The sequence below is a fragment of the Legionella beliardensis genome (assembly GCF_900452395.1).
Classification (GTDB): Bacteria; Pseudomonadota; Gammaproteobacteria; order Legionellales; family Legionellaceae; genus Legionella_C; species Legionella_C beliardensis.
Genome location: NZ_UGNV01000001.1, coordinates 1,795,055 through 1,817,758 on the forward strand (window position 1 = coordinate 1,795,055; position 22,704 = coordinate 1,817,758).

Consider the following 22,704-nt stretch of genomic DNA (forward strand, 5'->3'; position numbering starts at 1 on the left):
CTTCAGTCTTAAACAAAAAGGAGCCTAATTATGGGAAAAAAGAAAAGCGAAAAAAAACCATCAGAATCTAATGATGTGAAAAAAGCAAAACGTGTCAAACGAGAAAGAAAATACGACAAAGAGGTGGAAGATACGTTTCCTGCGAGCGATCCAATCACTAAATATTAGTAGGTGCTCTTACATACAATGCATGGATACCGAGGTCAAGCCGCGGTAATACGGTTTTCTTTTTAACTCGTTTACCTGCATTCGAAATACCGTGGCTCGATGACGATATTCATGTCTACCGTCTCTAATTCTGGTAAGTAGGTTGAGCTTGGTGACATGCCCCAACGATTAGTTGTTGGGCTGCACTTCGTTTAGCCCAACCTACCTTACAAAAATTTATAGACCAGGCTTTATATTTAAAGCTCTAGCTCACTAATTTCTTACGCCAGGTTGTACCATCGGGGCCATCTTCTAATTCTATGTCGTAATTAAGTAATGTTGCCCTAATTTCATCCGCTTGCTGCCAATTTTTTGCAGCGCGAGCTGCCTGTCTTTCTTCAATGAGTGATTCAATAAGCTCTTTATCAACTTCAGCCGCTTGCGCTTGTAAAAATTCTTTTGGCGAGCTCTGCAATAACCCTAATACTCCCGCTAGTTTTTTTAATGTTGCTGCTAACGCAGGTGTTTTAGATTTATTAAATTCATGGCTTAATTGAAATAAAATGGATAAAGCCACCGGTGTATTGAAATCATCGTTCATAGCTTTATTAAATGCTGCCAGCCAATCTGCCACAACCTCTTCTTCAGATGCCTCGTTTATATCCTTCAGAGACTGATAAAGCCTTGTTAAAGCCCGAGCAGCGCTATGCAAATTTTCTTCAGAATAATTAAGGGGGCTGCGGTAATGGCTGCTTAAGAGGAAGTAACGAATCACTTCAGGATGGTGATGCTGTAATACATCTTGTATCGTAAAAAAGTTGCCTGTAGATTTTGCCATCTTTTCGTTATTAACTTGCAACATACCTACATGAAGCCAATAATTAGCAAAAGGTTTGCCACTGGCTGCCTCACTTTGGGCAATCTCATTTTCATGATGAGGAAATTGTAAATCAAGTCCACCGCCATGAATATCAAATTGCTCGCCTAACTCATCCATAGCCATCGCTGAACATTCAATATGCCAACCAGGACGACCCTCGCCCCAAGGAGATGACCAACTAGGTTCATTAGGTTTTGCTTTTTTCCATAAAACAAAATCAAGTGGTGAACGCTTCTCTTTAACCACACCAATACGGGCACCCGCAACCAGTCCTTCTATGTCTTTATGAGACAATTTACCATAACCTTTAAAGCTTTCTACTGCAAAGCAAATATCTCCATTGTCACTTTGATAAGCATACTCTTTATCCATTAGACGCTGAATTAAGCTAATAATAGGACTCATATAATCTGTAGCGCGGGGTTCAAAGTCAGGTGTTAAAATATTTAATGCTGCTGCATCCTCATGCATGGCTTTAATATAATATTCAGTCAGCTCTTGAATAGACACGCCGCGTTCTTGCGCACGTAAAATGATTTTGTCATCAATGTCGGTAATATTGCGTACGAATTTAACTTTAAAACCTTGGCTGCGTAAAAACCTAACGATAACATCAAAACAAACCATTGAACGAGCATGCCCCAGATGGCAGTAATCATAAACTGTAATGCCGCAGGTGTACAAACCAATCTGGTCAGGTATCAAAGGTGTAAAAATTTCTTTTTTACGTGTTAATGAATTGTATAAATAAAGCATCATTCTCTCTTTAAGATTTTAACTCATTTTTCCCCAGGTATCTTTCAAGTCAACCACCCGATGAAAAGCCGTGACCTTTTCTTCTTCACAAGTATGAACACCATAGTAACCTAACCGCTCAAATTGAAACACGTCCCCTAACGGCTGTTTAGCTAAAGAAGGTTCGCATAAAGCCTGTTGTACAGTTAATGAATTTGGATTTAAAAACTGTAAAAAATCCTCTTCACGTGCTGGGTTTGGATCAGTAAATAACCTGTCATACTGATACACAGTCACTGGATGAGCATACTTACACGATACCCAATGAATCACACCCTTAACTTTTCGGCCTTCAGGGTTTTTACCTAACGTATCAGGGTCATAAGTACAATGAATTTCTTTTATTTCACCATTACTGTCATGAATGACTTCGTTACAGCGAATCACATAAGCATGTCTTAAGCGTACCTCAGTCCCAGGCGATAAACGGAAATAACCTTTAGGTGGATTTTCCATAAAATCGCTTTTTTCGATATAAATTTCACGAGTAAAAGGCAATACTCTACTGCCTGCCTCAGGATTATTTTGTTGATAGGCTGCCTCAATCTCTTGGGTTTCTTCTGAGAAGTTATCAATGATAATTTTAATTGGATCAAGCACACATAAAGCACGTTTAGCTGTTCTATTTAACTCATCGCGCACACATGCTTCTAAAATGGACATATCGATGACCGAATCACTTCGCGATAACCCTATTTCCTCGCAAAATTGGCGAATTGCCGCTGCAGGATAGCCTCGTTGCCGCATGCCTCTTAATGTAGGCAGACGTGGGTCATCCCAACCAGTCACTATTTTTTGCTCAACTAACTGTCTTAGTTTGCGTTTACTAGTTACTGTGTGAGATAAATTAAGGCGAGCAAATTCAGTTTGTACAGGCCTTGCAGGTACTGGTAGATTTTCAATAAGCCAATCATATAAAGGCCTATGATCTTGAAACTCGAGGGTGCAAAGAGAATGCGTTATTTTTTCTAGGGCATCAGAGATGGGATGTGCATAGTCATACATAGGGTAAATACACCAATCATTACCCGTTCGTTGGTGATGAGCATGGCGAATACGGTATAAAACCGGATCACGCATATTCACATTACCTGATTGCATATCAATTCGAGCACGTAAAACGTGCGTGCCATCAGGAAACTCACCTGCTTTCATGCGCGCAAATAAACTTAAGTTTTCATCAATGCTGCGATTACGATAAGGACTTTCCTTGCCAGGCTCCTGTAGTGTCCCGCGATAGGCACGTATTTCCTCCATGCTTAAACTATCTACATAAGCTTTACCCGATATGATTAAATAAACGGCGTAATCATAAAGCTGTTGATAATAATCAGACGAATGGGTGATTTCTTTCCATTCAAAACCAAGCCATTTAACATCATCAATAATAGCCCGGACATACTCTTCTTCTTCTTTAATTGGATTGGTATCGTCAAAACGTAAATAACAGCACCCTTTAAACTCTTCTGCAATGCCAAAATTTAAACAAATAGACTTGGCATGTCCTACATGTAAATAGCCATTAGGCTCTGGTGGAAAGCGTGTTACGATTGCCTTGTGTTTTCCAGTGGCTAAATCATCTGTAATAAGTTGGCGAATAAAATGCGTACGTTTTTCATTAATTTCTGTCATAATCTACTCAATATTATCTATAGCTTGTCGCATTTCTTGTATTAAAGAGGCACCTGCGGCAAAAATATCTTGCGTGACTTCATAAGCTTCTATAATCTGCTGAATTAAAGCTGCACCTACAATAACACCATCAGCAAACTTTGCAACCTCTGCTGCAACAGTAGCGGTTTTAATGCCAAATCCTACCATAAGGGGTAATTTAGTTTGTTCTTTTCTTTGCTGGTAGAGCATTTTAACATTATTTAAATCAAAGGTATTAGAACCAGTGACACCTTTTAAAGAAACATAATATAAATAGCCGTTACCATAATGGTTGATTAATGCCATACGCTCTAAAGTGGTTGTAGGCGAGCAAAGATAAATATTACATAAGCTATAAGATTTCCAAATGGCTGCTACCTCATCACTTTCTTCAGGTGGTAAATCAACTAAAATGGTACCATCAACACCTGCTTCCTGCGCCTGCTTGGCAAAACGTTCGTAACCATAGAATTCGATAGGGTTAGTATAACCCATCAGGACAATCGGCGTATTAACATCTTTCTTGCGAAAATCCCGCACCATGTTTAATACATCCATGCATGTGATATTGTGATGTAAGGCGCGTTCCATAGCGGCCTGAATAACCGGCCCTTCTGCCATGGGATCAGAAAAAGGAATGCCTATTTCTAAAATATCTGCGCCAGCATCTACGAGCGCATGCATTAATTGCACAGTTGCTTCAGGGTATGGATCACCAGCAGTTAAATAAGGGCTTAACATTTTTCTCTTGCCTGCTTGCAAGGCTGATAGTGTTTTTACAATTCGATTCATTTTAACTCCAAATACCTTCAAGCAAGCTTAAATAGTTAAGCCATCAATACTTGCTACGGTATGTATATCTTTATCGCCACGGCCTGATAAATTAACGATAATGCGTTGATTAGGCGTCATCGTTGTAGCTAACTTCATGGCGTAAGCAACCGCATGACTTGATTCAAGAGCAGGCATGATCCCTTCAACTTTTGTTAAAATACGAAACGCGTCTAGTGCTTCATCATCATTGATTGCCACATACTCGACACGCCCTGTGTCTTTTAAATGAGCGTGCTCTGGGCCAACACCTGGGTAATCAAGCCCAGCAGACACAGAATGGGTATCTTTTACTTGGCCAAACTCATCACATAGTAAATAAGTACGATTTCCATGCAAAACACCTGGTTTGCCAGCAATTAAAGAAGCTGCGTGTTGTCCTGTTTCAATGCCTTTACCGCCTGCCTCAACGCCATATATTTTCACTGTTTCATCCTGTAAAAAAGGATAAAACAAACCAATAGCATTTGAACCACCACCTACACAAGCCACAAGCGCATCAGGCAAGCAACCTTCTTTTTCTAAGAGCTGTTGGCGGGCTTCTTGACCAATAATTGCTTGGAAGTCTCTAACCATTTGCGGATAAGGGTGCGGGCCTGCCACTGTACCAATAATATAATAAGTATTATCAATATGACTGACCCAATCACGCATTGCTTCATTTAAAGCATCTTTTAAGGTTTGAGAACCTGCTGTAACCGGGACAACTTGAGCGCCTAATAATTTCATGCGATAGACATTGCTCGCTTGGCGTTTAATATCTTCAGCACCCATATAAACTACGCACTCTAAGCCAAGTTTTGCCGAGACAGTGGCTGTTGCTACCCCATGTTGACCGGCACCTGTTTCAGCAATGATGCGGGTTTTACCCATTCGTTTAGCCAGTAGGGCTTGGCCTACGGCATTATTTATTTTATGGGCACCGGTATGATTTAAATCTTCTCTTTTTAAATAAATTTTACCGCCCTTTGCCAACTCGGTTAAACGTTTAGCAAAATACAAGGGAGATGGGCGACCTACATAATCCTTTAATTCTTCCCTTAATTCATTTAAAAAATTCTCATTGGTTCGATAAGTGTTATAGGCTGCTTGTAACTCTTGCAGCGCATGCATTAAGGTATCGGCAACGAATATGCCACCATAGGGGCCAAAGTGACCTTTATTATCAGGAAGTTCTTTACTCATAATTTTCTCTTAATGCCTTAACAAATTGAATCATTTTATTATGATCTTTTATTCCTGGCGACTGCTCAATGCCACTACAAACATCCACAGCAGCCGGCTTAACTGCCGCAACGGCGTGACTAATATTAGCTGCAGCTAAACCACCAGCCAAGATAAGGGGTTTCGGGCTTTGCGTAGGAATGTCATCCCAGTTAAATGTTTTACCGGTACCACCATATAGACCTTGAGCAGGTGTATCTAATAAGAAAGCTGATGCATCTGGGTATAAGCTCATTGTTTGCTTAATCTCAATAGCGCTAGTCGCTCTGATCATTTTAATATAAGGTAGGTGAAATTGATTACAAAACGCTGCTGTTTCATCACCATGGAATTGTAACCATTGAATCGGTAATTCTTGCACAATCTGCTGAACACCCGCTAACGTTGGATTAACCACTACCGCAACCGTTGCCATAAATAAAGGTACATCGACAAGAAGTTGTTTCGCCTTTTCAATGGATACCGCACGCTTACTACCTGGATAAAAGATTAAACCAATCGCATCAATACCTAATGCTATAGCATAATCTATATCTTCTCGCCGTGTCATACCACACATTTTAATTCGGACTTTGTTACTTCTCATTTAGCGCTCTGAAAAAAATAAGGGACCAGATGTTGTCGTTATAATACCAAATTCTTTTGGATAAACCACATTGACTAAATAAAGGCCATATGGCGGTGCAGTTTCCGCCCCTAAACGTCTATCAGTCGCTTTTAATACCTCATCTACCCACTGACTTGGTTTTTTACCTGAGCCTACAGCAATTAGTACGCCTGCGATATTTCTTACCATATGATGTAAAAAAGCATTAGCGGTAATATCAATAATGACTAAATCACCCTGACGCATTACCTGTACCTGATGAATATTGCGCATAGGCGTATTAGATTGACACTCTACTGAGCGAAAAGAGGTGAAATCATTTTCGCCAAGTAAATATTGACTTGCTTCATGCATATGGCGATGATTTAACTGGCGATACTGCCAAGTCACATTACCACGCAATAAAGCAGGTCGGATGGCTGAATTATAAATGATATAACGATATTGGCGCGATAAAGCGGAATAACGGGCATGGAAATGATTAGGCATTTCCTTACCCCATCTAACACATACATCTTTAGGTAAATAAGAATTAGCCCCTTGAATCCAAGCACGAATCGAGCGTTCCTTGTCACAATCAAAATGAATAATCTGGTTAGTAGCATGTACACCCGTATCTGTTCTACCAGCGCAAATGACAGTTATTTTACTATCTGCAACACGGCTAAGTGCTGTTTCAATAACTTGTTGAACGGTATGTAAACCTGCTTGCGCCTGCCAACCATGGTACTGGCTTCCATCGTATTCAACCCCTAAGGCAATACGCATACGCATTTCCTAATAAAAATGGCCAATGTATACCACCATAATTTGTTTGTCTAGGGAATAAGGGCTAACAATCAGTAATTTGCCGATTTCTACTGATAGTATTATTTATCATTTAAATCTTGCAATAGTTTCTGTGCTTCTTCTTTTTGCGCCTCATTACCAAACTCAATAACTTCTTGCAAAGATTGCTCGGCTGACTCAAAATCTTCCATGCTGATATATGTTTTAGCTAACGATAACAGAGTATCTAACGCAGCACTACTTTTAACCAATTGTTCCTCTTGGGAGGTATTACTTTGCTCTTCTGATGATTGTGCTGTTTTTACACCATCAGAAGCAACATTTGTATTTAAATTAGCTTGCTCTTCATTTTCTTTATCAGGCTGACCAAGTCCTAGGTCTAAGGTACTTAAGTCAGGATCACTCCCTTGTTCTACTTGCCCTGTTTGTTGACCTTCACTACCCTCTGGCTCAGCTAACGTTGCATCACTTGCAGTTAAACCAGGTAACTTATCACCTTTTAATTGGTCATCTAAGTCAAAATTAAGAGCCATGTCATCCTGCGGCATATCTGATTTAGGAGTTGGTATAATTAACTTGTCCAAACCGGGTTCAAAATTTAGGGTATGATTATCGGCTATATCCTGCGTCTGTTTAAAATCAGATTTGTCAGACGTCTCGCTTGGAGTATCTAGATTATTAATATTCTTATTGCCTAAGTCATCTTTTTCTACTTCTGAATTAGCCCGAGCAGGTACAGTCACTTCATTAAAATCAGCGGGCTTCTCTTGATTTTCTTTACGATTATCCATTGTCTTATTAACGTTTGATGACAAATCATCTTCCCTCTCTGCAATCACTGGCTCTGTTTGCTCATTATTTTCAGCGGATTTATCAATACCCACTTGTTTACTTTCAGAAATATTATCGTCATTTAACTCATCTCTACTCTTTTCTACAAGCTTTGTTTCCTCTTGAGCATCCTGGCTCTCACTAGGCTTAGCCAGATTAACTCCCATTACTTGTGGCGTTAGGGGCTCCATTTTATCTGTTGTTTCTGACGATTCATTCATTTCACTAGCAATCGTATGAGCAGGTACATCATTTACTGTTGCTACAGACTTTGTTTCTGCCTGAGCTTGAGAATCTTCTAAGTAATTTGTTGCAACTACAGGCGTTATATTCTCTCCTTCTATGTCTTCAACTTCATAATATCTTTGCCTTAACCAAAACCAATAAAGTAATCCATAGGCAATCACAATTGCTGTGCCACCAATTATTAACCAATAAAGCCAAGAAGTGGAGTTTTCTTGCGGCTTTAATGCCTGCGCCTGCGATTGAATACCTGGTCGCTGCTGAATAATCACTTTAAGCTGCTCTTGTAGACGGGTAATTTCCTGCTGCTGTTTGTTAATTTGCTGCTGTAGCTGCGTATTCGCTGCCTTTAGTTTATTCATTTGTTCTTTCATTAATGAATTTTCAGTACGTACTGAATCAATAGCAGCTAATGTCACGCCAAGCTCTGCCCTTATATTGGCATCATCTTTTTGCGCGTTAAGATTACTCACTTGATTTTTGGTAAAAGGCGTTACCGTAATTGCTGGGTTTAAAAAGACTTCAGGTACCGGTAGCGATGTCGTTGCGTTAGATGTGGGTTTCTCTAAACTAAATTTTGGAATTGATGCAATTTTTGAAACATAATAAGTTGTGTCAATTTTATTAAACTGGGTCGTCCCAGGAACTGCATCAATATAAGGTGGCAAAATGACATGTTTAATTTCTTGTTTATTTTTCCAAGCAGTGTCATGAGCAAGTACTTCTTCCTTGGCAAGTTTTGCTGGAATTTTTGCTATTTCATCGTTTGTAGGTATCCTAAGGCGTTCACCTACTTTTAAACCATTTAAATTCCCTTGAGTAAATGCTTCTGAGTTAGTACCTACAATAGCAAGAATGACCTGTTGCAGGGTCGTCTCAGAGGTTATATAGCGCTGCGCAATTTGCCAGATATCTTCATTAGCTACTGTTGGCCCATAAGTAAGCTCAGCTTTTGTAGGCTTTAAGCTACCTTGGATATGTTGGTATACCGGTTTATCAACGACGCCGGGTTTATCCAGGCTAACCTTATTAACATTTAGGTGCTTAATTTCTGTAACTGACGTTACTTTTTTCAATTGATAGCCAGGAGGGTCTAGTAAGATGGTATAAGCGCGGTAAATCTGACCTTGAGGCCATGCTAAATCCACAACAATTTGGAGATAAGGCTCCGATATCCTTTCTGTTGAGGTAATACTAATAACCGGCTGACCTTGCGCGTTTTTTGTAATACTAAATTTTAGAAAAGACAATATTTCACTTTGTTGCAGCCCGATACGCTTATAATCTTCCATGGACGCTAAATTTGCTTTTATTGCCTCTAAAGAAATGCCCTCTGTATCCATAATTGGAATCTCAGCATTAAAGGGCTGATTAAGAGATGAATGCAATCTTATATCACCCATTCCTAGAGCTAGCGCTGAAAAAGGTAACGATAGAGATAAAATTACTGCATATAAACGATTAACTTTCAAGCAGTGCTCCCTGCTGGCACTATTCCATTAGATGATAGAAAAATAACATCTAAACTCATGGTATTCAACAAGTTAACTAGAATTCCTGCGAAATAAATGGTTTAAAAAATTGCATCAAACAAGTTAGTATTCCATAATTAGACCTCTTACATAACTTGCCTCTATGCGTGTGTAAAGTATTCGTATTCTAAAAAGCGGAGTTTAGAACACGGGCAACGCCGCAATTTTATAAAGAGGTAGGTTATAGGGTCTACTCTCTTACTTGAATTAATTAGGCTAATATGACAGCAACTCTTTTAAATGGGAAACAGCTTGCATCACAATTAAGAGCGGCAGTCGCTCAAGAAATTTTAGCAATGAAAAACCAAAATATACGACCGCCGTCTTTGGCAGTCATTTTAGTAGGTGATGACCCAGCATCAGAAATTTATGTGACTAATAAGAGGCGAGCTTGTGAAGAAGCAGGGATTACTTCTGTTGCGTTTAATCTTCCTGAACACACCAGTGAGAAAAAATTATTAGAATTAATTAAAGAGCTTAATGACAATCCCAATATTGACGGTATTCTCGTGCAATTTCCTTTACCATCCGCCATTAATAGCGATCACATTATTGAATGTATTAAGCCCGCTAAAGATGTTGATGGTTTTCATCCCTACAATGTAGGGCGTTTAGCGCAACGAATCCCTTTACTTAGACCTTGTACTCCGCTAGGAATTATTCAATTACTTAATTTTTATAATATCCCATTACGAGGTAAAAATACGGTTGTGGTCGGCTCTTCTAATATTGTTGGTCGTCCCATGGCACTGGAGTTCTTATTAGCAGGCGCAACGGTCACTGTTTGTCACCGATTTACTAAAGATTTAGAACCGCATGTGAGGCTTGCAGACATCATTGTGGTAGCGACAGGTGTTTATGACTTAATTCATTACGACTGGCTAAATCAATCGCAAGTTGTGATTGATGTCGGAATACATCGCTTAGAGAATGGTAAATTAAGAGGCGATGTTGACTTTGATAAAATCAGTCAACAGGTAGGATGGATTACGCCGGTACCAGGTGGGGTTGGTCCAATGACTATTGCAACACTATTACAAAATACTCTACAAGCGAGTAAGCTACAAAGAAACTAAGCTTTTTAATTTTAGCTCCCGTCTAATGCTAAGCATTTAACGGGATAACGTTCGTCTAACGCTCTAACTCATCCCAGTCAAAATCACCATCTAGCTCATCGATATCTTCACGTATGCGTTTACGCTCAAGCTTTTCTTCAAGCAGTTTGCGTACTTGCTTCTTATGAGCTAAATCTTCTTCCTCTTCTAGAGGAAAATCAGAAAACGATTGCGCATCATCATCCAATTCTCTCTCATAGTCTTTTGATAAGCCCATTATCTGACCTCCTATAATTAGGATTTATTTAAATTATAGTTTAATTTTCGTTCATATTGTCCATTGATTTGAAATTTAATAGTCCTAGTGAAATTACCTAATAAAGTGACTACAAAAAGCTCATGGATTAGGTCAGCATAACATCGTATACTGCGACAATTTTTAGCGGATAATACGCCTATGCTCAGTTACCAACACGGCTATCATGCGGGAAATTTTGCGGATGTCGTTAAACATTTAACGCTTTGTCGTATCGTAAATTATATGATTCAGAAAGAAAAACCGCTTTTTTACTTAGAGACGCATGCTGGCAGCGGGATTTATGATTTAAACGATAAAAAAGCCCAAAAAACAACTGAATTTAATACAGGCATTGCCCATCTTTGGGAACAGCGAAACAAATTACTACCCCTTTTTGATCCGTATATAAAGGTAATTAAATCAATGAACTTAGATAATAACCTACGTTATTACCCAGGTTCACCCTATTTAGCCATAGCAAGCCTACGGCCACAAGACCGATTAATTTGTACCGAATTACATCCGCAAGAATTTAAACAATTAGCACAATTACCACGCCTGAAGAAACGTGTCTTTTTCAGCCATATGGACGGCATTCAAGCAATGCATTCATTACTGCCCCCGGCTGAACGCCGCGGTCTAATTTTTATAGATCCTGCCTATGAAGTGAAAACAGAGTATAAAGACATTGCTAAAGCTGTAAATGCAGCATACCATAAGTTTGCAACAGGCGTTTATTGCATTTGGTATCCTATTCTAGATAATCGCCTACATACGCAACTGGTTAGAAAGATTAAAGAAGATGGCCTAAAACAAGTATTGCGTATAGAATTTTTATTATCAAACACAAACCAGGATGGAATGACAGGTTGTGGCCTATTAATTATCAATCCGCCGTTTAAGCTTGCAGAAGAAATAACAACTATTTTAGATTATTTAGTAACAGTTATTAATCCCGGAAAATCATTTTATTTCATTGAATAAAATGATATTTATTAGGGTCTGCCTTTAAATTGTAATTAAGAGCTTCTAAAAGGACTTACTGTGACTATTGTTCCGCTCAACGCCTTTCAAGATAATTATATTTGGCTACTTATTGATACCGCAGGCTCCGTAATCTGTGTTGATCCAGGTGATGCCCAACCTGTTATTGATTATTTGCAAAAAATGCAATTAACGCTTAAAGCCATTCTAATTACCCATCATCACTGGGATCATAGTGGGGGCGTGGTTGAGCTATACCAACACCATCCCAGAGCTATGGTTTATGCGCCTGCTGACACTCGAATTCCGCTTATAACTCATACTGTACATGATAATGATTTAATTGACTTAAGCGCTTGGCATTTTCGTGTACTAAGCATTCCAGGGCATACCTCAAGTCACATTTGTTATTTTGAAACTAAACAGCAGTTATTATTTTGTGGAGATACTTTATTTTCTGCTGGCTGCGGGCGAGTTTTTGATGGCACTTACGAACAACTTTTAACGTCTTTAAATTTACTTAAAAATTTACCAGAGGATACGAAAGTGTATTGTGGCCATGAATACACGCGGCAAAATTTACGTTTTGCCGCGACCGTTGAACCCAATAATTTAGCTATTCAAAAATACCAGCATGTACTCAATCAAGAACCTAATACTTGCTCTTTGCCTTCCACGATTGCGCTTGAGAAACAAGTTAATCCTTTTTTGCGATTACATGAACCACACGTACAAAACTACGCCAAAATGCGTGGTTGCGAAGCAAAAGACGAGCTATCTATATTTAAACAGATAAGAACAGACAAAGACAATTTCACTTAAAAAGAATCAATTAATAAAAAATTAAGTCAGTTTTAAATTAAAAAAAAGGTTTCTCACCTAAATTTTATCGAGTACACTGATAAACCTTTTGGCTAGACACAGGCTTATATATTGAAGGTTAAAACGACAATTTTATTGAAATTATTTGTTTTGCTATCAAGCTTCTGCCTCTTAATCAATTCAGTACACAGTAATACGCCCCCGACTGTTTGGGATGTACTGCGTGGTCAAATGTCAATGAACCACGAAATAAATCAACCCGAGGTGCAAGCTCAATTGCGCTGGTTAAGTTCTCATCCGGGCTATATACAAATGTTAGCTCGCTCTGAACCTTATATGTACCATATTGTCACTGAAGTTAAAAAAAGAAACATGCCAGGTGAGCTTGCTCTTATACCTATGCTTGAAAGCGCATATGATCCTTTCGCTTATTCTGGTGCAGGGGCTGCAGGCCTATGGCAGTTAATGCCCGGCACTGGCAGTACTTTAGGTTTGAAGCGAGACTGGTGGTTTGATGGACGTCGAAGCATTGGCCCATCTACAAATGCTGCCTTAAATTACCTAGCTTACTTAAATCGCTTTTTTCATGGTGATTGGACGTTAGCAATTGCTGCTTATGACTCAGGTGAAGGAACTGTGCTGCGCGCTATTAAACATAGCCGGCAAACACGCCACGTTCGCTTTTGGTCATTACCCGTGCCCAGCGAAACTAAATTTTATGTACCTCGCCTACTTGCTTTAGCCGAAATTATTAAAAACCCACAACGTTATCATGTAACATTACCTTATATTGCGCATGTACCTTATTTTGAAGAAGTCAATATTGGCAGCCAAATTGATTTAAATCACGCAGCTAAGTTAGCAGGCATACCTTATAAGGATTTAATCAAACTAAACCCAGGCTACAATCGCTGGGCCACCGCACCCTATAAACCCTTTAAATTATTAATCCCTGCGAATAAAGTAGCTAATTTTAACCGTAATCTTGCTAATTTTCCTCAATATAAACGCACCAGCTGGACCCGTCATCAAGTACGCTCTGGTGATAATCTGAGCTCTATTGCTAAGCGTTACTTTACTACCGCCAAACTGATACGAGAGCTTAATCAGCTAAAATCTGATAAACTTAAGAATGGCCAATATATCCTTATTCCCAGCACAAGAAATGCCCCAACCGTTGATGCAAAACCTGCGCCAAATACACCTCATGATAAGCCGCCGGTTATTCAAACTTACAAAGTAATACACATTGTGCAACCAGGTGATACATTTCAGAGTCTTGAACGAAAATACGGTATAACCGCTCAAGATATACAAACTTGGAATAAATTAAAAGAAAAGCAAGCGCTCGCTAAAGGCGATCAATTAATTATTTGGCGAAAGGCAATAAGCCCTGGAGTTTATACTGTACTTGCAGGCGATAGCATTAATAGCATTGCTAAGCGACTTAATACTAAGGTGGCTATTTTAGAAAAACTAAACCCGCATATTAATAAGCGAGTGTTAAAACCTGGTGAAAAATTACTTATTGGTTAAAATGCAGGTACTATTTTAGCCAAATAAGCAATAGCTAATCTATACCTTTAAGCCATGAAATTGATAAAATGCAAAGCATTTATGTGGAAGACTGATTAAATAATTAAGCAAGGTGATCTCTAATAAAACAAGCCCCGTATCGCTATTACGCTTGAAAACTATAGCTATAAATTGTTAGTAATTGTATAATTAATATACGAAAAATCTGCCTAGATACTTGCAAGTTATATTAAAAACATGTGTTATAATTAGTTAATCAGCATATAAACTTAAATTTTATGAAAATACTTTTTGATTTTTTTCCAGTATTTCTTTTTTTTATCGGCTACAAGCTCTTTGATATTTATGTAGCTACAGCTATTGCTATGGTTGCGTCTTTACTGCAAGTTATACTTTTCAGATTAAAGCACCAGCGTTATGAGAAGATGCATTTATTCAGCTTAGCCATTATTCTAATCTTAGGTAGTGCTACATTATTTTTTCATGATCCCTGGTTTATCAAATGGAAACCAACTGGTATTTACTGGTTAACGGCGCTGGTTTTTTTATTTTCACCCGTCATTACCCAAAAACCACTCATTCAGAAAATCATGGATGGCAATATTAATTTGCCTAAAAAAATCTGGTTTAGACTAAATTATGCTTGGTCATTATTCTTTATACTTATGGGCGCTGTTAATATTTACGTAGCCTATCATTACAGTACCAATACCTGGGTTAATTTTAAATTATTTGGTGGAGCTGGCTTAACTCTGTTATTTGTTTTTTTGCAAGCACTTTATTTAACACGACATGTATTAGATAAAGAGAAAGAGCCACAGGCCTCAGACTCTTCTCAACGTTTGCTATAAACGAAGGAGCAACCATGAGATTGCTATTAGTTGAAGATGATGAATTACTTGGCGATGCTGTTAAGACAGGGTTAACGCAATTTGGTTATGTGGTCGATTGGCTTAAAGATGGTGAAGCAGCACGCGCAGCAGTCAAGTCTGAGTCATTTGAATTAATTATTCTTGACTTAGGCTTACCGAAGCTCTCTGGTCTTGGTTTTTTACAATCCATTCGTAGTGATGGGAATGCAACACCAGTTATTATACTAACCGCTAGAGAATCAGTTGAAGATCGCGTTAAGGGCCTTGATAGTGGTGCTGATGATTACATTATTAAACCGTTTGATTTAAACGAATTAAGTGCTCGTGTGCGAGCGTTGGTCAGACGTTCACAAGGACGGGCGGATTCTGTTTTACAATATCGCAATATTACTCTTGATCCAGCTGCTCATTCTGTTTATGTGGATGATATTATGGTTAATGTGCCACGCCGTGAATTTGCGCTTTTACAAAAACTGCTTGAAAATAGTGGTCAAGTTTTATCTCGAGAACAATTAATGCAAAGTATCTATGGCTGGGACGAAGACGTAGACAGTAATGCCTTAGAAGTTCATATCCATAATTTACGCAAAAAACTTAATGCTAACTTCATTCGTACTATTCGAGGTGTAGGATACATGGTAGAAAAAAGTGAGAGCCATCAATCCTGATGAAATCGTCGATACGAAAATTCTTATTAATTAATTTACTACTAGCTATTACTATTACAACAACGTTAACAGCTATTGGTAATTATTATTTAGATCAAAAAGATATTCAGGAACATCTAGATACCTTAATGGCTATCTCTGCCCTTTCCTATCAAGCCTTATTAGGCGATGATGTACATCAGCGGCCACTTACAAAAATTCAAGAAAATCTTGAGGTTATTCCAGAAAAAATTGAAAATTTCTATCAGCGCCGCTTTTTAAATGATTTGCCCCCTAAAAACTATTTAGATAAATTTAATTTTCAAGTATGGACAAATGGTGGCAAATTATTACTTCACTCTTCAGCCGCACCTAGACTTCCTCTCACCGCAGAAGTAGATGGTTTTAGTGACAAAATGATCTCTAACCAAAAATGGCGAGTTTTTACTACGTATAATGATCAAGCCGGCATCCGTACTGTACTCGCAGAACGTTATGATACGCGTAATGAATTAGGGCATCGCATTGCGCAAGATGATCTATACATCATGCTGCTTACCTTCCCACTCTCAGGCTTATTAATCTGGATTATTATTGGCCGCGGTTTAGACAGCTTGGATAGAGTTGCTCAAGAAGTGGCTAATCGTGCCCCTACTCATTTAGAGCCCGTTGATTTACAAGAAGTTCCTGAAGAAATTAAGCCTGTTATTGATGAATTGAATAAACTATTCTACCGTTTGCAAGAAGGCTTTGAGCGTGAAAAACGCTTTGCTGCTGACGCTGCACATGAGCTACGCACTCCACTCGCAGCCCTTAAAGCACAAGCTCAGGTGGCATTAAATACTAATGACATTACCGAGAAAAATTTAGCCTTACAAAAACTCATTGCTAGCGTTAACCGCAGCACGCATATTGTTCAACAGTTACTGACAATGAGCAAATTGGTGCCTGAGGCAGCAAGTATTAATGACATTGATGAAGTCAATCTGGTTAAGATAACTCGAGAAATTCTAGCTATGCTGGCCCCAAGCGCTGTTGAAAAACAAATTGAACTTGAATTTGAACATGGTGAAAACGTACCTAAATTTGAAGGCAACACAACCGCCCTTAGTATTTTAATTCGTAACCTAGTTGATAATGCCATTCGGTATTGCAAAGAAGAAGGTAAAGTTTTAGTTAGAGTATATCAACAAGATCAAGAATTAGTCCTGCACGTCCAAGATAACGGGCCAGGCATTCCGAATGAGTTAAAAAACCGTGTATTTGAACGTTTCTTTAGAGTATTAGGTAATAAAACAACAGGTAGTGGCTTAGGCCTTGCTATTGTTAGGCAAATTTGTGATTTACATGGTGCCCGCGTCGAGCTAGATTCTCCTAAAGAAGGTACAGGGCTTATAGTACGTGTTTATTTCCTTATCCAACATCCTAATAGTCCTAATAGTAAAGAAAACACTTAAGCTCATACATTGTTATAGAAATATTATAATCCATGATGAACAGCTAGCTGCCTTAAGGCTTCCCTAATAAGTTGCTCGCATGTTTTTGCACCATCGTCTAATTTCTTAATCATTTTAGCCGCCTCATGCGATTTATAGCCTAGCGCTTCTAAAGCCGAAATGGCTTCTTGTTGCTCTTGGTGCTGACTTACAATTTGCTCAGCAATTGGCGCACTCTCATGTTGAAAGAGTTTAGCTACCGTGTCTTTCATTTCAATAATAAGACGCTCTGCCGTTTTCTTACCGATGCCTGGTAACTTAGTTAAAAATTGAGCATTATTCTGGCTTATTGATTGGATAAGCTCTGTTGGTGTCACACTAGAAAGGATCCCCATAGCAACCTTTGGCCCGACACCATTTATTTTAATTAATGCTCTAAACACAGAACGCTCTAATTTATCTAAAAAACCATATAATAAAAAGGCATCTTCACGAACAACAGTGTGGATATGTAAACTGACTACATCAAGATAGGAATCCATCTTAAAAAACGTTTGTAATGATGTTTCAACATCATAACCGACGCCATTAACATTAATAACTAACTTCCCTGGCTGCTCTTTATCAATAATTTTACCCTGTAGCCAACCGATCATTATTTATTCCTTAAACACAATTGCTTATCTATACGAGTACGCATATGGCTATGGCAAATAGCAATTGCTAAGGCATCAGCCGCGTCTTTTTGCGGTGCGCTATTAAGCATGAGTAAACGTACCACCATATGACTGACTTGATCTTTTTCAGCAGCGCCATAACCAACAACCGTTTGTTTTACTTCGCGCGCCGAGTACTCGCTTACTTTGATACGATGTGAGGCAGCAGCAACTAAAGCTGCACCCCGAGCATGGCCTAATTTAAGCGCAGCATTAGCATTTTGATGCATAAATACTTCCTCAATAGCAACTTCATCAGGCGTAAAATTTTCCATAATTTCACAGATGCCATCAAATATTTGCAGCAAGCGCGTACTTAAATCATCTTTAGAAGTGCGAATACAGCCGCTATCTAGGTAATATATTTTTTTCTTTTCTTCTTTAATGACGCCATAGCCAGTCACGCGTGAGCCTGGATCAATGCCTAGTATAATACTCATTAATTAATAGATTCTAATAAAGACTCAGGAAGCTTTGCATTACTATGTACTTCTTGCACATCATCTAAATCTTCAAGCATATCAATTAACTTAATCAATGATTCTGCTGTTTTTTCATCAACTTCTACCATGGTTTGGGCATGCATGGTTAAATGCGACTGCTCAATTTCAAAACCATTATCTTGTAAGGCTTGTAAAAGGTCATGGTAATTTTCTGCAGCAGTAATAATTTCAGTTTGCCCTTCTTCAAAATTGACGTCTTCAGCGCCCGCTTCAATAGCCACTTCCATGGCTTTATCCTCTGCCTGCCCTGCAGTAAGCAAAATTTCACCACGTTTGGTAAATAGATAAGAAACCGAGCCATCAGTGCCTAAATTACCACCGTGTTTGGTAAATGCATGGCGTACTTCAGAAACGGTACGATTTTTATTGTCAGACAGACAATCTACTAAAATAGCAACACCACCTGGCCCATAGCCTTCATAACGCATTTGCATCATATTATCGCCTTCAAGGCCGCCAGCGCCTCGCTTAATGGCATTATCAATTGTATCGCGTTTCATATTAGCTTTTAATGCTTTGATAATAGCGTCCCGTAACCGTGGATTACTTGTCTCATCAGCACCACCCATACGAGCAGATACGGTAATTTCACGAATTAATTTTGTGAAAATTTTGCCACGCTTAGCATCTTGTACGCCTTTTCTAAATTTAATATTTGCCCATTTACTGTGACCGGCCATAGCTACCTCTATTTACTCAAAACGAAATGATAAATTATATCCTGTCACGGCGTTAAAAAGAATGTCTAAAAGACGCCTGAAAAATTATTCTTTTTTATTAATAAAGAACTTGAGGATTAAAGTAGTGTAAAGTAATGTGATAAGCAAAATCTGCAAATACTTTTCAAGGAGATAGGTTGTGTATCTAGCAGGATTTGGAAATCATCATCAAACAGAAGCAATTACAGGTGCCCTACCACAACATCAAAATTCCCCACAACAATGCGCATATGGGCTATATGCTGAACAATTAAGTGGTAGTGCTTTCACAAGACCACGCCATGTGAATTTACATAGTTGGTTATACCGAACAGTACCGTCAGTTGTACAAGGGGATTATAGCTATCATCATGAAGACCCTATTAAGTTTATCGCGTTACAACCACCAAATCCTTATCGCTGGTCACCCCTGCCACCACCAATAAATCAAATTGACTTTGTTGCCAGTTTATTTCATGTCGCAGGTAATGCCCTGGTAGATGCTTATTTGTATCAATGTACCCAATCTATGGTTAATCGCTATTTCAGTAATTACGACGGTGAAATGTTATTTGTACCTTACCAGGGAGACATTGTTTTATTTACAGAATTTGGCCGCTTAGAGATTGGGCCTGGCAAAATAGCAGTAATTCCGCGAGGTGTGAAATTTAAAGTTGAGTTAAAAGACAACTTAGCTTGTGGCTATCTTGCTGAAAACCGAGCGCAACCATTAACAATTCCATCCTTAGGTGTTATGGGATCCAACGGTTTAGCCAATCCACGTCACTTTCTTTATCCTTGTGCGGCCTTTGAAGATTTAAGAGAGCCGGTTATTTTAATCTGCAAATCATCCAATCATCTATGGCTTGCAAGAAGTAATCATTCACCCCTTAATGTGGTCGCTTGGCATGGTAATTACGCACCTTATAGCTATGATTTATCATTATTTAATACGATTAATACCGTAAGCTTTGATCATCCTGATCCATCTATTTTTACCGTACTTACCTCAGAAAGTAGCACGCCTGGTATTGCTAATTTAGATTTTGTCATTTTTCCACCACGCTGGATGGTGGCTGAGCATACGTTTAGACCGCCCTATTTCCATCGTAATATCATGAGTGAGCTTATGGGTTTAATAACTGGTGCATACGATGCTAAGAAAGAAGGGTTTTTACCAGGAGGCTTTAGTATTCACAATTGTATGACCGGACATGGCCCAGATGCGAGTACCTATAAGGCCATGATTGAGGAAGAACAAAAGCCTATGCGCTATGAAAATACATTAGCTTTTATGTTTGAGACATCAAAACCTTGGTTAATTAGCGAAAAAGCCTTTTCGCATCCTGCTCGTCAAGCCAATTATTCAACTTGTTGGCAAGGTCTGAAAATAAATTATACACAACAAGGCTAACTCAAACTTTTATAACTTGTGCTAAAGCTCTGTAAATAATTTTTTTTCTCCTTGTTTTCAATCCAGCATCGCTAAAAATCATAATCTACTTAATAGGTAATGTGCTAAATTAAGGTGAAAGATAATGATGATATATTAAGTTCAGCGTTTACTCATAGCTAATTAATTTTACAGCCATTAAAAATTAATCAATCGCAATTTGCAGCGAAATTATAGTTAGTTATGGGTTTCGCTACCCTCTACAGCGCTTATGCTGAAAAGCACTGTAGAGTAGCCTTATGTGATAATTAAAACAGATCTTCCTGAGTTAAACCAACGCGTTCTAGCAAGCCTCTTAATGTTTTTAATGCCTCAACCTGAATTTGTCTAACCCGCTCCCTTGTTAAATCAATTTCCTTACCAACATCTTCTAAGGTTGCTTTTTCAAAACCGCGTAAACCAAAGCGTCTCGCTATGACTTGCTGCTGATTTTCAGTCAATTTATCTAGGAGTGATTCAATATGAATCCTTAAATCCTCATCAGTCAATAATTCAGCTGGATTCATACTGTTTTCATCTGGAATTGTATCTAATAACGATTTATTTTCATCGTAACCTATCGGTGTATCAATGGAGGTTACTTTATCGTTTAAACCAAGAAGTTTTTGCACATCCTCTAAGGGTCTATCAACTAAGTCGGCAATTTCTTCTGGCGAAGGCTCATGATCTAACTTCTGAGTTAAATGCCTTGCTGCTCGTAAATAAACGTTTAATTCTTTAACGACATGAATAGGTAGTCGTATTGTGCGTGTTTGATTCATAATAGCGCGCTCAATCGTTTGTCTTATCCACCAAGTCGCATAAGTTGAAAAACGAAAACCTCGATTAGGATCAAATTTTTCTACAGATTTCATTAAGCCTAGATTACCCTCTTCTATTAAATCCAATAAGGGCAACCCGCGATTTAAATAGCGTCGCGCAATCTTAACCACTAAGCGAAGGTTGGATTCAATCATTTTTTTGCGCGCCGTAGCATCGCCTTTTAAAGCAAGCTTAGCATAATGGACTTCTTCCTCTGCCGAGAGAAGAGGAGAAAAGCCAATCTCACTTAAGTACAATTGAGTAGCATCCATTATTTTGTTGGCTTGGCGGCCGCGCTGGAATGATGGAAAAGCTTCTTCATCAGAAAAGTCAGGAAATTCATCAGGCTCAATCTCGAGACTTAAATCATCTTCAGACGCAAGTAGATCAGCTGGCTCCTCCCAATCTTCATCTGGTACATCAGACTTTTTAATTGAATCGTTATCTGCCTGCATGATTTCACCTTTGTGTATCATTCATTCCTGAGAAACTGGTTACTTTGAAATTTAGGCATTCTTTTATAAACTTAAAACTAACTAAGCTTAATAAAGAGTCACAGTCATTATTGCTGTGCCAGGTAGACCAGTGGGTTGACTGGTTGTCCTGCTTTCCTAATTTCAAAATGAACCCCCCAAAATTTCCTTTCCACAATACCCATGTCGGCAATTATCTGACCAGCTTTAACAAATTGACCTTCTTTAACTCGATTGCGTAAATTATTTCCATAGGCTGTTAGAAATTGACCATTATGTTTAATTATAATCAAATTTCCGTACCCTGATAGGCCATTTCCAGAGTAAGCCACTACACCTGAAAAGGCTGCATAAACTGTTCCACCTCTTTTACCAGCAATATCTATGCCTTTTTTACCTAATTGGGGATTAAAATTATTAATAATTTTACCTTGGGCCGGCCAAACCCAAGAAGTAGTCGAGCGAGACTTGGGTGGTTGGTAATGATTTTGTGGACGATTTAATTTCTGTAGAGGCAGAATTTTGGGTCCAATGGGTCTTACTATAGGTTGAGACTGCCAAGACATCGATGAGTTATGATGAGGTAATTTTAAAACTTGGCCAACCTGAAGCACTTTTTTACGTAAATGATTATAGGTGATTAATTCACGAAAATCTAAATCATAGCGAAAAGCTATTGCATAAATTGTTTCTCCAAAACGAACTGTATGGGTTGCAGGCCTTCCTAAATATGAATGCCATTTAATTTCTTCAACCGGAGCTAGGGTACTCTGTCGCTCATGGCAACCTGCTAACACAAAAAGCAGAAATAAGAAGGAAAGCTTGCGCATAATGATCTCATGGCTAAATTAGGTAATATTTTATTTAAGTAGATTTAT

At 38.6% G+C, this 22,704-nt stretch carries 22 protein-coding genes; 9 read left to right on the forward strand and 13 right to left on the reverse strand.

Features of this window, described 5'->3' with window-relative positions; all coding sequences use genetic code 11:
• The first annotated feature begins 30 nt into the window (after positions 1–30).
• Positions 31–168 (forward strand): hypothetical protein, encoded by a 138-nt coding sequence (locus DYE47_RS16040; protein WP_160149871.1) that lies wholly within the window; start codon positions 31–33, stop codon positions 166–168.
• Positions 169–412: 244 nt separating this feature from the next.
• On the opposite strand, the gene cysS is transcribed toward DYE47_RS16040, so the two are convergent.
• The 7 genes from cysS to DYE47_RS07930 form a co-directional block, all read right to left on the reverse strand.
• Positions 413–1,783, reverse strand: a complete 1,371-nt coding sequence (cysS, locus tag DYE47_RS07900) for a cysteine--tRNA ligase (RefSeq protein WP_115302754.1) — start codon at positions 1,781–1,783, stop codon at positions 413–415.
• Between the two features lie 18 nt (positions 1,784–1,801).
• Complete coding sequence (locus DYE47_RS07905; RefSeq protein ID WP_115302755.1) at positions 1,802–3,454, reverse strand: glutamine--tRNA ligase/YqeY domain fusion protein; 1,653 nt, start codon at positions 3,452–3,454, stop codon at positions 1,802–1,804.
• Between the two features lie 3 nt (positions 3,455–3,457).
• On the reverse strand, positions 3,458–4,267 hold the full coding sequence (gene trpA, locus DYE47_RS07910) for a tryptophan synthase subunit alpha (protein ID WP_115302756.1): 810 nt from the start codon (positions 4,265–4,267) through the stop codon (positions 3,458–3,460).
• A gap of 27 nt (positions 4,268–4,294) precedes the next feature.
• On the reverse strand, positions 4,295–5,494 hold the full coding sequence (trpB, locus tag DYE47_RS07915) for a tryptophan synthase subunit beta (protein WP_115302757.1): 1,200 nt from the start codon (positions 5,492–5,494) through the stop codon (positions 4,295–4,297).
• The gene (locus DYE47_RS07920) at positions 5,484–6,116 is read right to left on the reverse strand and encodes a phosphoribosylanthranilate isomerase (RefSeq protein ID WP_115302758.1); all 633 of its coding nucleotides are present in this window, start codon (positions 6,114–6,116) and stop codon (positions 5,484–5,486) included. Before DYE47_RS07920 ends, trpB begins: the two co-directional genes overlap by 11 nt.
• Positions 6,117–6,905, reverse strand: a complete 789-nt coding sequence (truA, locus tag DYE47_RS07925) for a tRNA pseudouridine(38-40) synthase TruA (RefSeq protein ID WP_115302759.1) — start codon at positions 6,903–6,905, stop codon at positions 6,117–6,119.
• A 101-nt stretch (positions 6,906–7,006) separates the two neighbouring features.
• The gene (locus DYE47_RS07930) at positions 7,007–9,472 is read right to left on the reverse strand and encodes a motility hub landmark protein FimV (protein WP_115302760.1); all 2,466 of its coding nucleotides are present in this window, start codon (positions 9,470–9,472) and stop codon (positions 7,007–7,009) included.
• A gap of 281 nt (positions 9,473–9,753) precedes the next feature.
• Between DYE47_RS07930 and folD the strand changes: the two genes are divergently transcribed.
• On the forward strand, positions 9,754–10,608 hold the full coding sequence (folD, locus tag DYE47_RS07935; RefSeq protein WP_115302761.1) for a bifunctional methylenetetrahydrofolate dehydrogenase/methenyltetrahydrofolate cyclohydrolase FolD: 855 nt from the start codon (positions 9,754–9,756) through the stop codon (positions 10,606–10,608).
• A gap of 55 nt (positions 10,609–10,663) precedes the next feature.
• Here folD and DYE47_RS07940 read toward each other — a convergent pair whose 3' ends face one another.
• The gene (locus tag DYE47_RS07940) at positions 10,664–10,864 is read right to left on the reverse strand and encodes a hypothetical protein (protein WP_115302762.1); all 201 of its coding nucleotides are present in this window, start codon (positions 10,862–10,864) and stop codon (positions 10,664–10,666) included.
• A gap of 180 nt (positions 10,865–11,044) precedes the next feature.
• Here DYE47_RS07940 and DYE47_RS07945 point away from each other — a divergent pair, with 180 nt between their 5' ends.
• The 6 genes from DYE47_RS07945 to DYE47_RS07970 all read left to right on the forward strand — a co-directional run bounded on the left by DYE47_RS07945 (position 11,045) and on the right by DYE47_RS07970 (position 17,203).
• A complete protein-coding gene (locus tag DYE47_RS07945; protein ID WP_115302763.1) occupies positions 11,045–11,869 on the forward strand; it encodes a 23S rRNA (adenine(2030)-N(6))-methyltransferase RlmJ in 825 nt (274 codons plus the stop codon).
• Positions 11,870–11,929: 60 nt separating this feature from the next.
• On the forward strand, positions 11,930–12,691 hold the full coding sequence (gene gloB, locus DYE47_RS07950) for a hydroxyacylglutathione hydrolase (RefSeq protein WP_115302764.1): 762 nt from the start codon (positions 11,930–11,932) through the stop codon (positions 12,689–12,691).
• 111 nt (positions 12,692–12,802) lie between these two features.
• Positions 12,803–14,227, forward strand: a complete 1,425-nt coding sequence (locus DYE47_RS07955; RefSeq protein ID WP_423202366.1) for a lytic transglycosylase — start codon at positions 12,803–12,805, stop codon at positions 14,225–14,227.
• A gap of 278 nt (positions 14,228–14,505) precedes the next feature.
• On the forward strand, positions 14,506–15,078 hold the full coding sequence (locus DYE47_RS07960) for a septation protein A (protein WP_115302766.1): 573 nt from the start codon (positions 14,506–14,508) through the stop codon (positions 15,076–15,078).
• Positions 15,079–15,092: 14 nt separating this feature from the next.
• Positions 15,093–15,767 carry a response regulator gene (locus tag DYE47_RS07965; protein ID WP_115302767.1) on the forward strand — a complete coding sequence of 225 codons (675 nt, stop codon included), beginning with the start codon at positions 15,093–15,095 and terminating at the stop codon, positions 15,765–15,767.
• Positions 15,767–17,203, forward strand: coding sequence for an ATP-binding protein (locus tag DYE47_RS07970; RefSeq protein ID WP_115302768.1), 1,437 nt, complete (start codon positions 15,767–15,769; stop codon positions 17,201–17,203). The genes DYE47_RS07965 and DYE47_RS07970 overlap by 1 nt, the downstream gene beginning before the upstream one ends.
• A gap of 23 nt (positions 17,204–17,226) precedes the next feature.
• Here DYE47_RS07970 and ruvA read toward each other — a convergent pair whose 3' ends face one another.
• From ruvA to DYE47_RS07985, 3 genes are read right to left on the reverse strand one after another with little or no spacing between them, the layout of a single operon-like run.
• The gene (gene ruvA, locus DYE47_RS07975) at positions 17,227–17,838 is read right to left on the reverse strand and encodes a Holliday junction branch migration protein RuvA (RefSeq protein WP_115302769.1); all 612 of its coding nucleotides are present in this window, start codon (positions 17,836–17,838) and stop codon (positions 17,227–17,229) included.
• Entirely contained in the window at positions 17,838–18,338 is a 501-nt protein-coding gene (ruvC, locus tag DYE47_RS07980) for a crossover junction endodeoxyribonuclease RuvC (protein ID WP_115302770.1), read from the reverse strand. The genes ruvA and ruvC overlap by 1 nt, the downstream gene beginning before the upstream one ends.
• Positions 18,338–19,081, reverse strand: coding sequence for a YebC/PmpR family DNA-binding transcriptional regulator (locus DYE47_RS07985; RefSeq protein ID WP_115302771.1), 744 nt, complete (start codon positions 19,079–19,081; stop codon positions 18,338–18,340). Before DYE47_RS07985 ends, ruvC begins: the two co-directional genes overlap by 1 nt.
• A gap of 178 nt (positions 19,082–19,259) precedes the next feature.
• On the opposite strand from DYE47_RS07985, the gene hmgA reads away from it, so the two are divergent.
• Positions 19,260–20,513, forward strand: a complete 1,254-nt coding sequence (gene hmgA, locus DYE47_RS07990; RefSeq protein ID WP_115302772.1) for a homogentisate 1,2-dioxygenase — start codon at positions 19,260–19,262, stop codon at positions 20,511–20,513.
• Between the two features lie 287 nt (positions 20,514–20,800).
• Here the strand turns inward: hmgA and rpoS are convergent, their stop codons facing one another.
• On the reverse strand, positions 20,801–21,808 hold the full coding sequence (rpoS, locus tag DYE47_RS07995; RefSeq protein ID WP_115302773.1) for an RNA polymerase sigma factor RpoS: 1,008 nt from the start codon (positions 21,806–21,808) through the stop codon (positions 20,801–20,803).
• A 107-nt stretch (positions 21,809–21,915) separates the two neighbouring features.
• Positions 21,916–22,656 (reverse strand): peptidoglycan DD-metalloendopeptidase family protein, encoded by a 741-nt coding sequence (locus DYE47_RS08000; RefSeq protein WP_115302774.1) that lies wholly within the window; start codon positions 22,654–22,656, stop codon positions 21,916–21,918.
• Between the last annotated feature and the right edge of the window lie 48 nt (positions 22,657–22,704).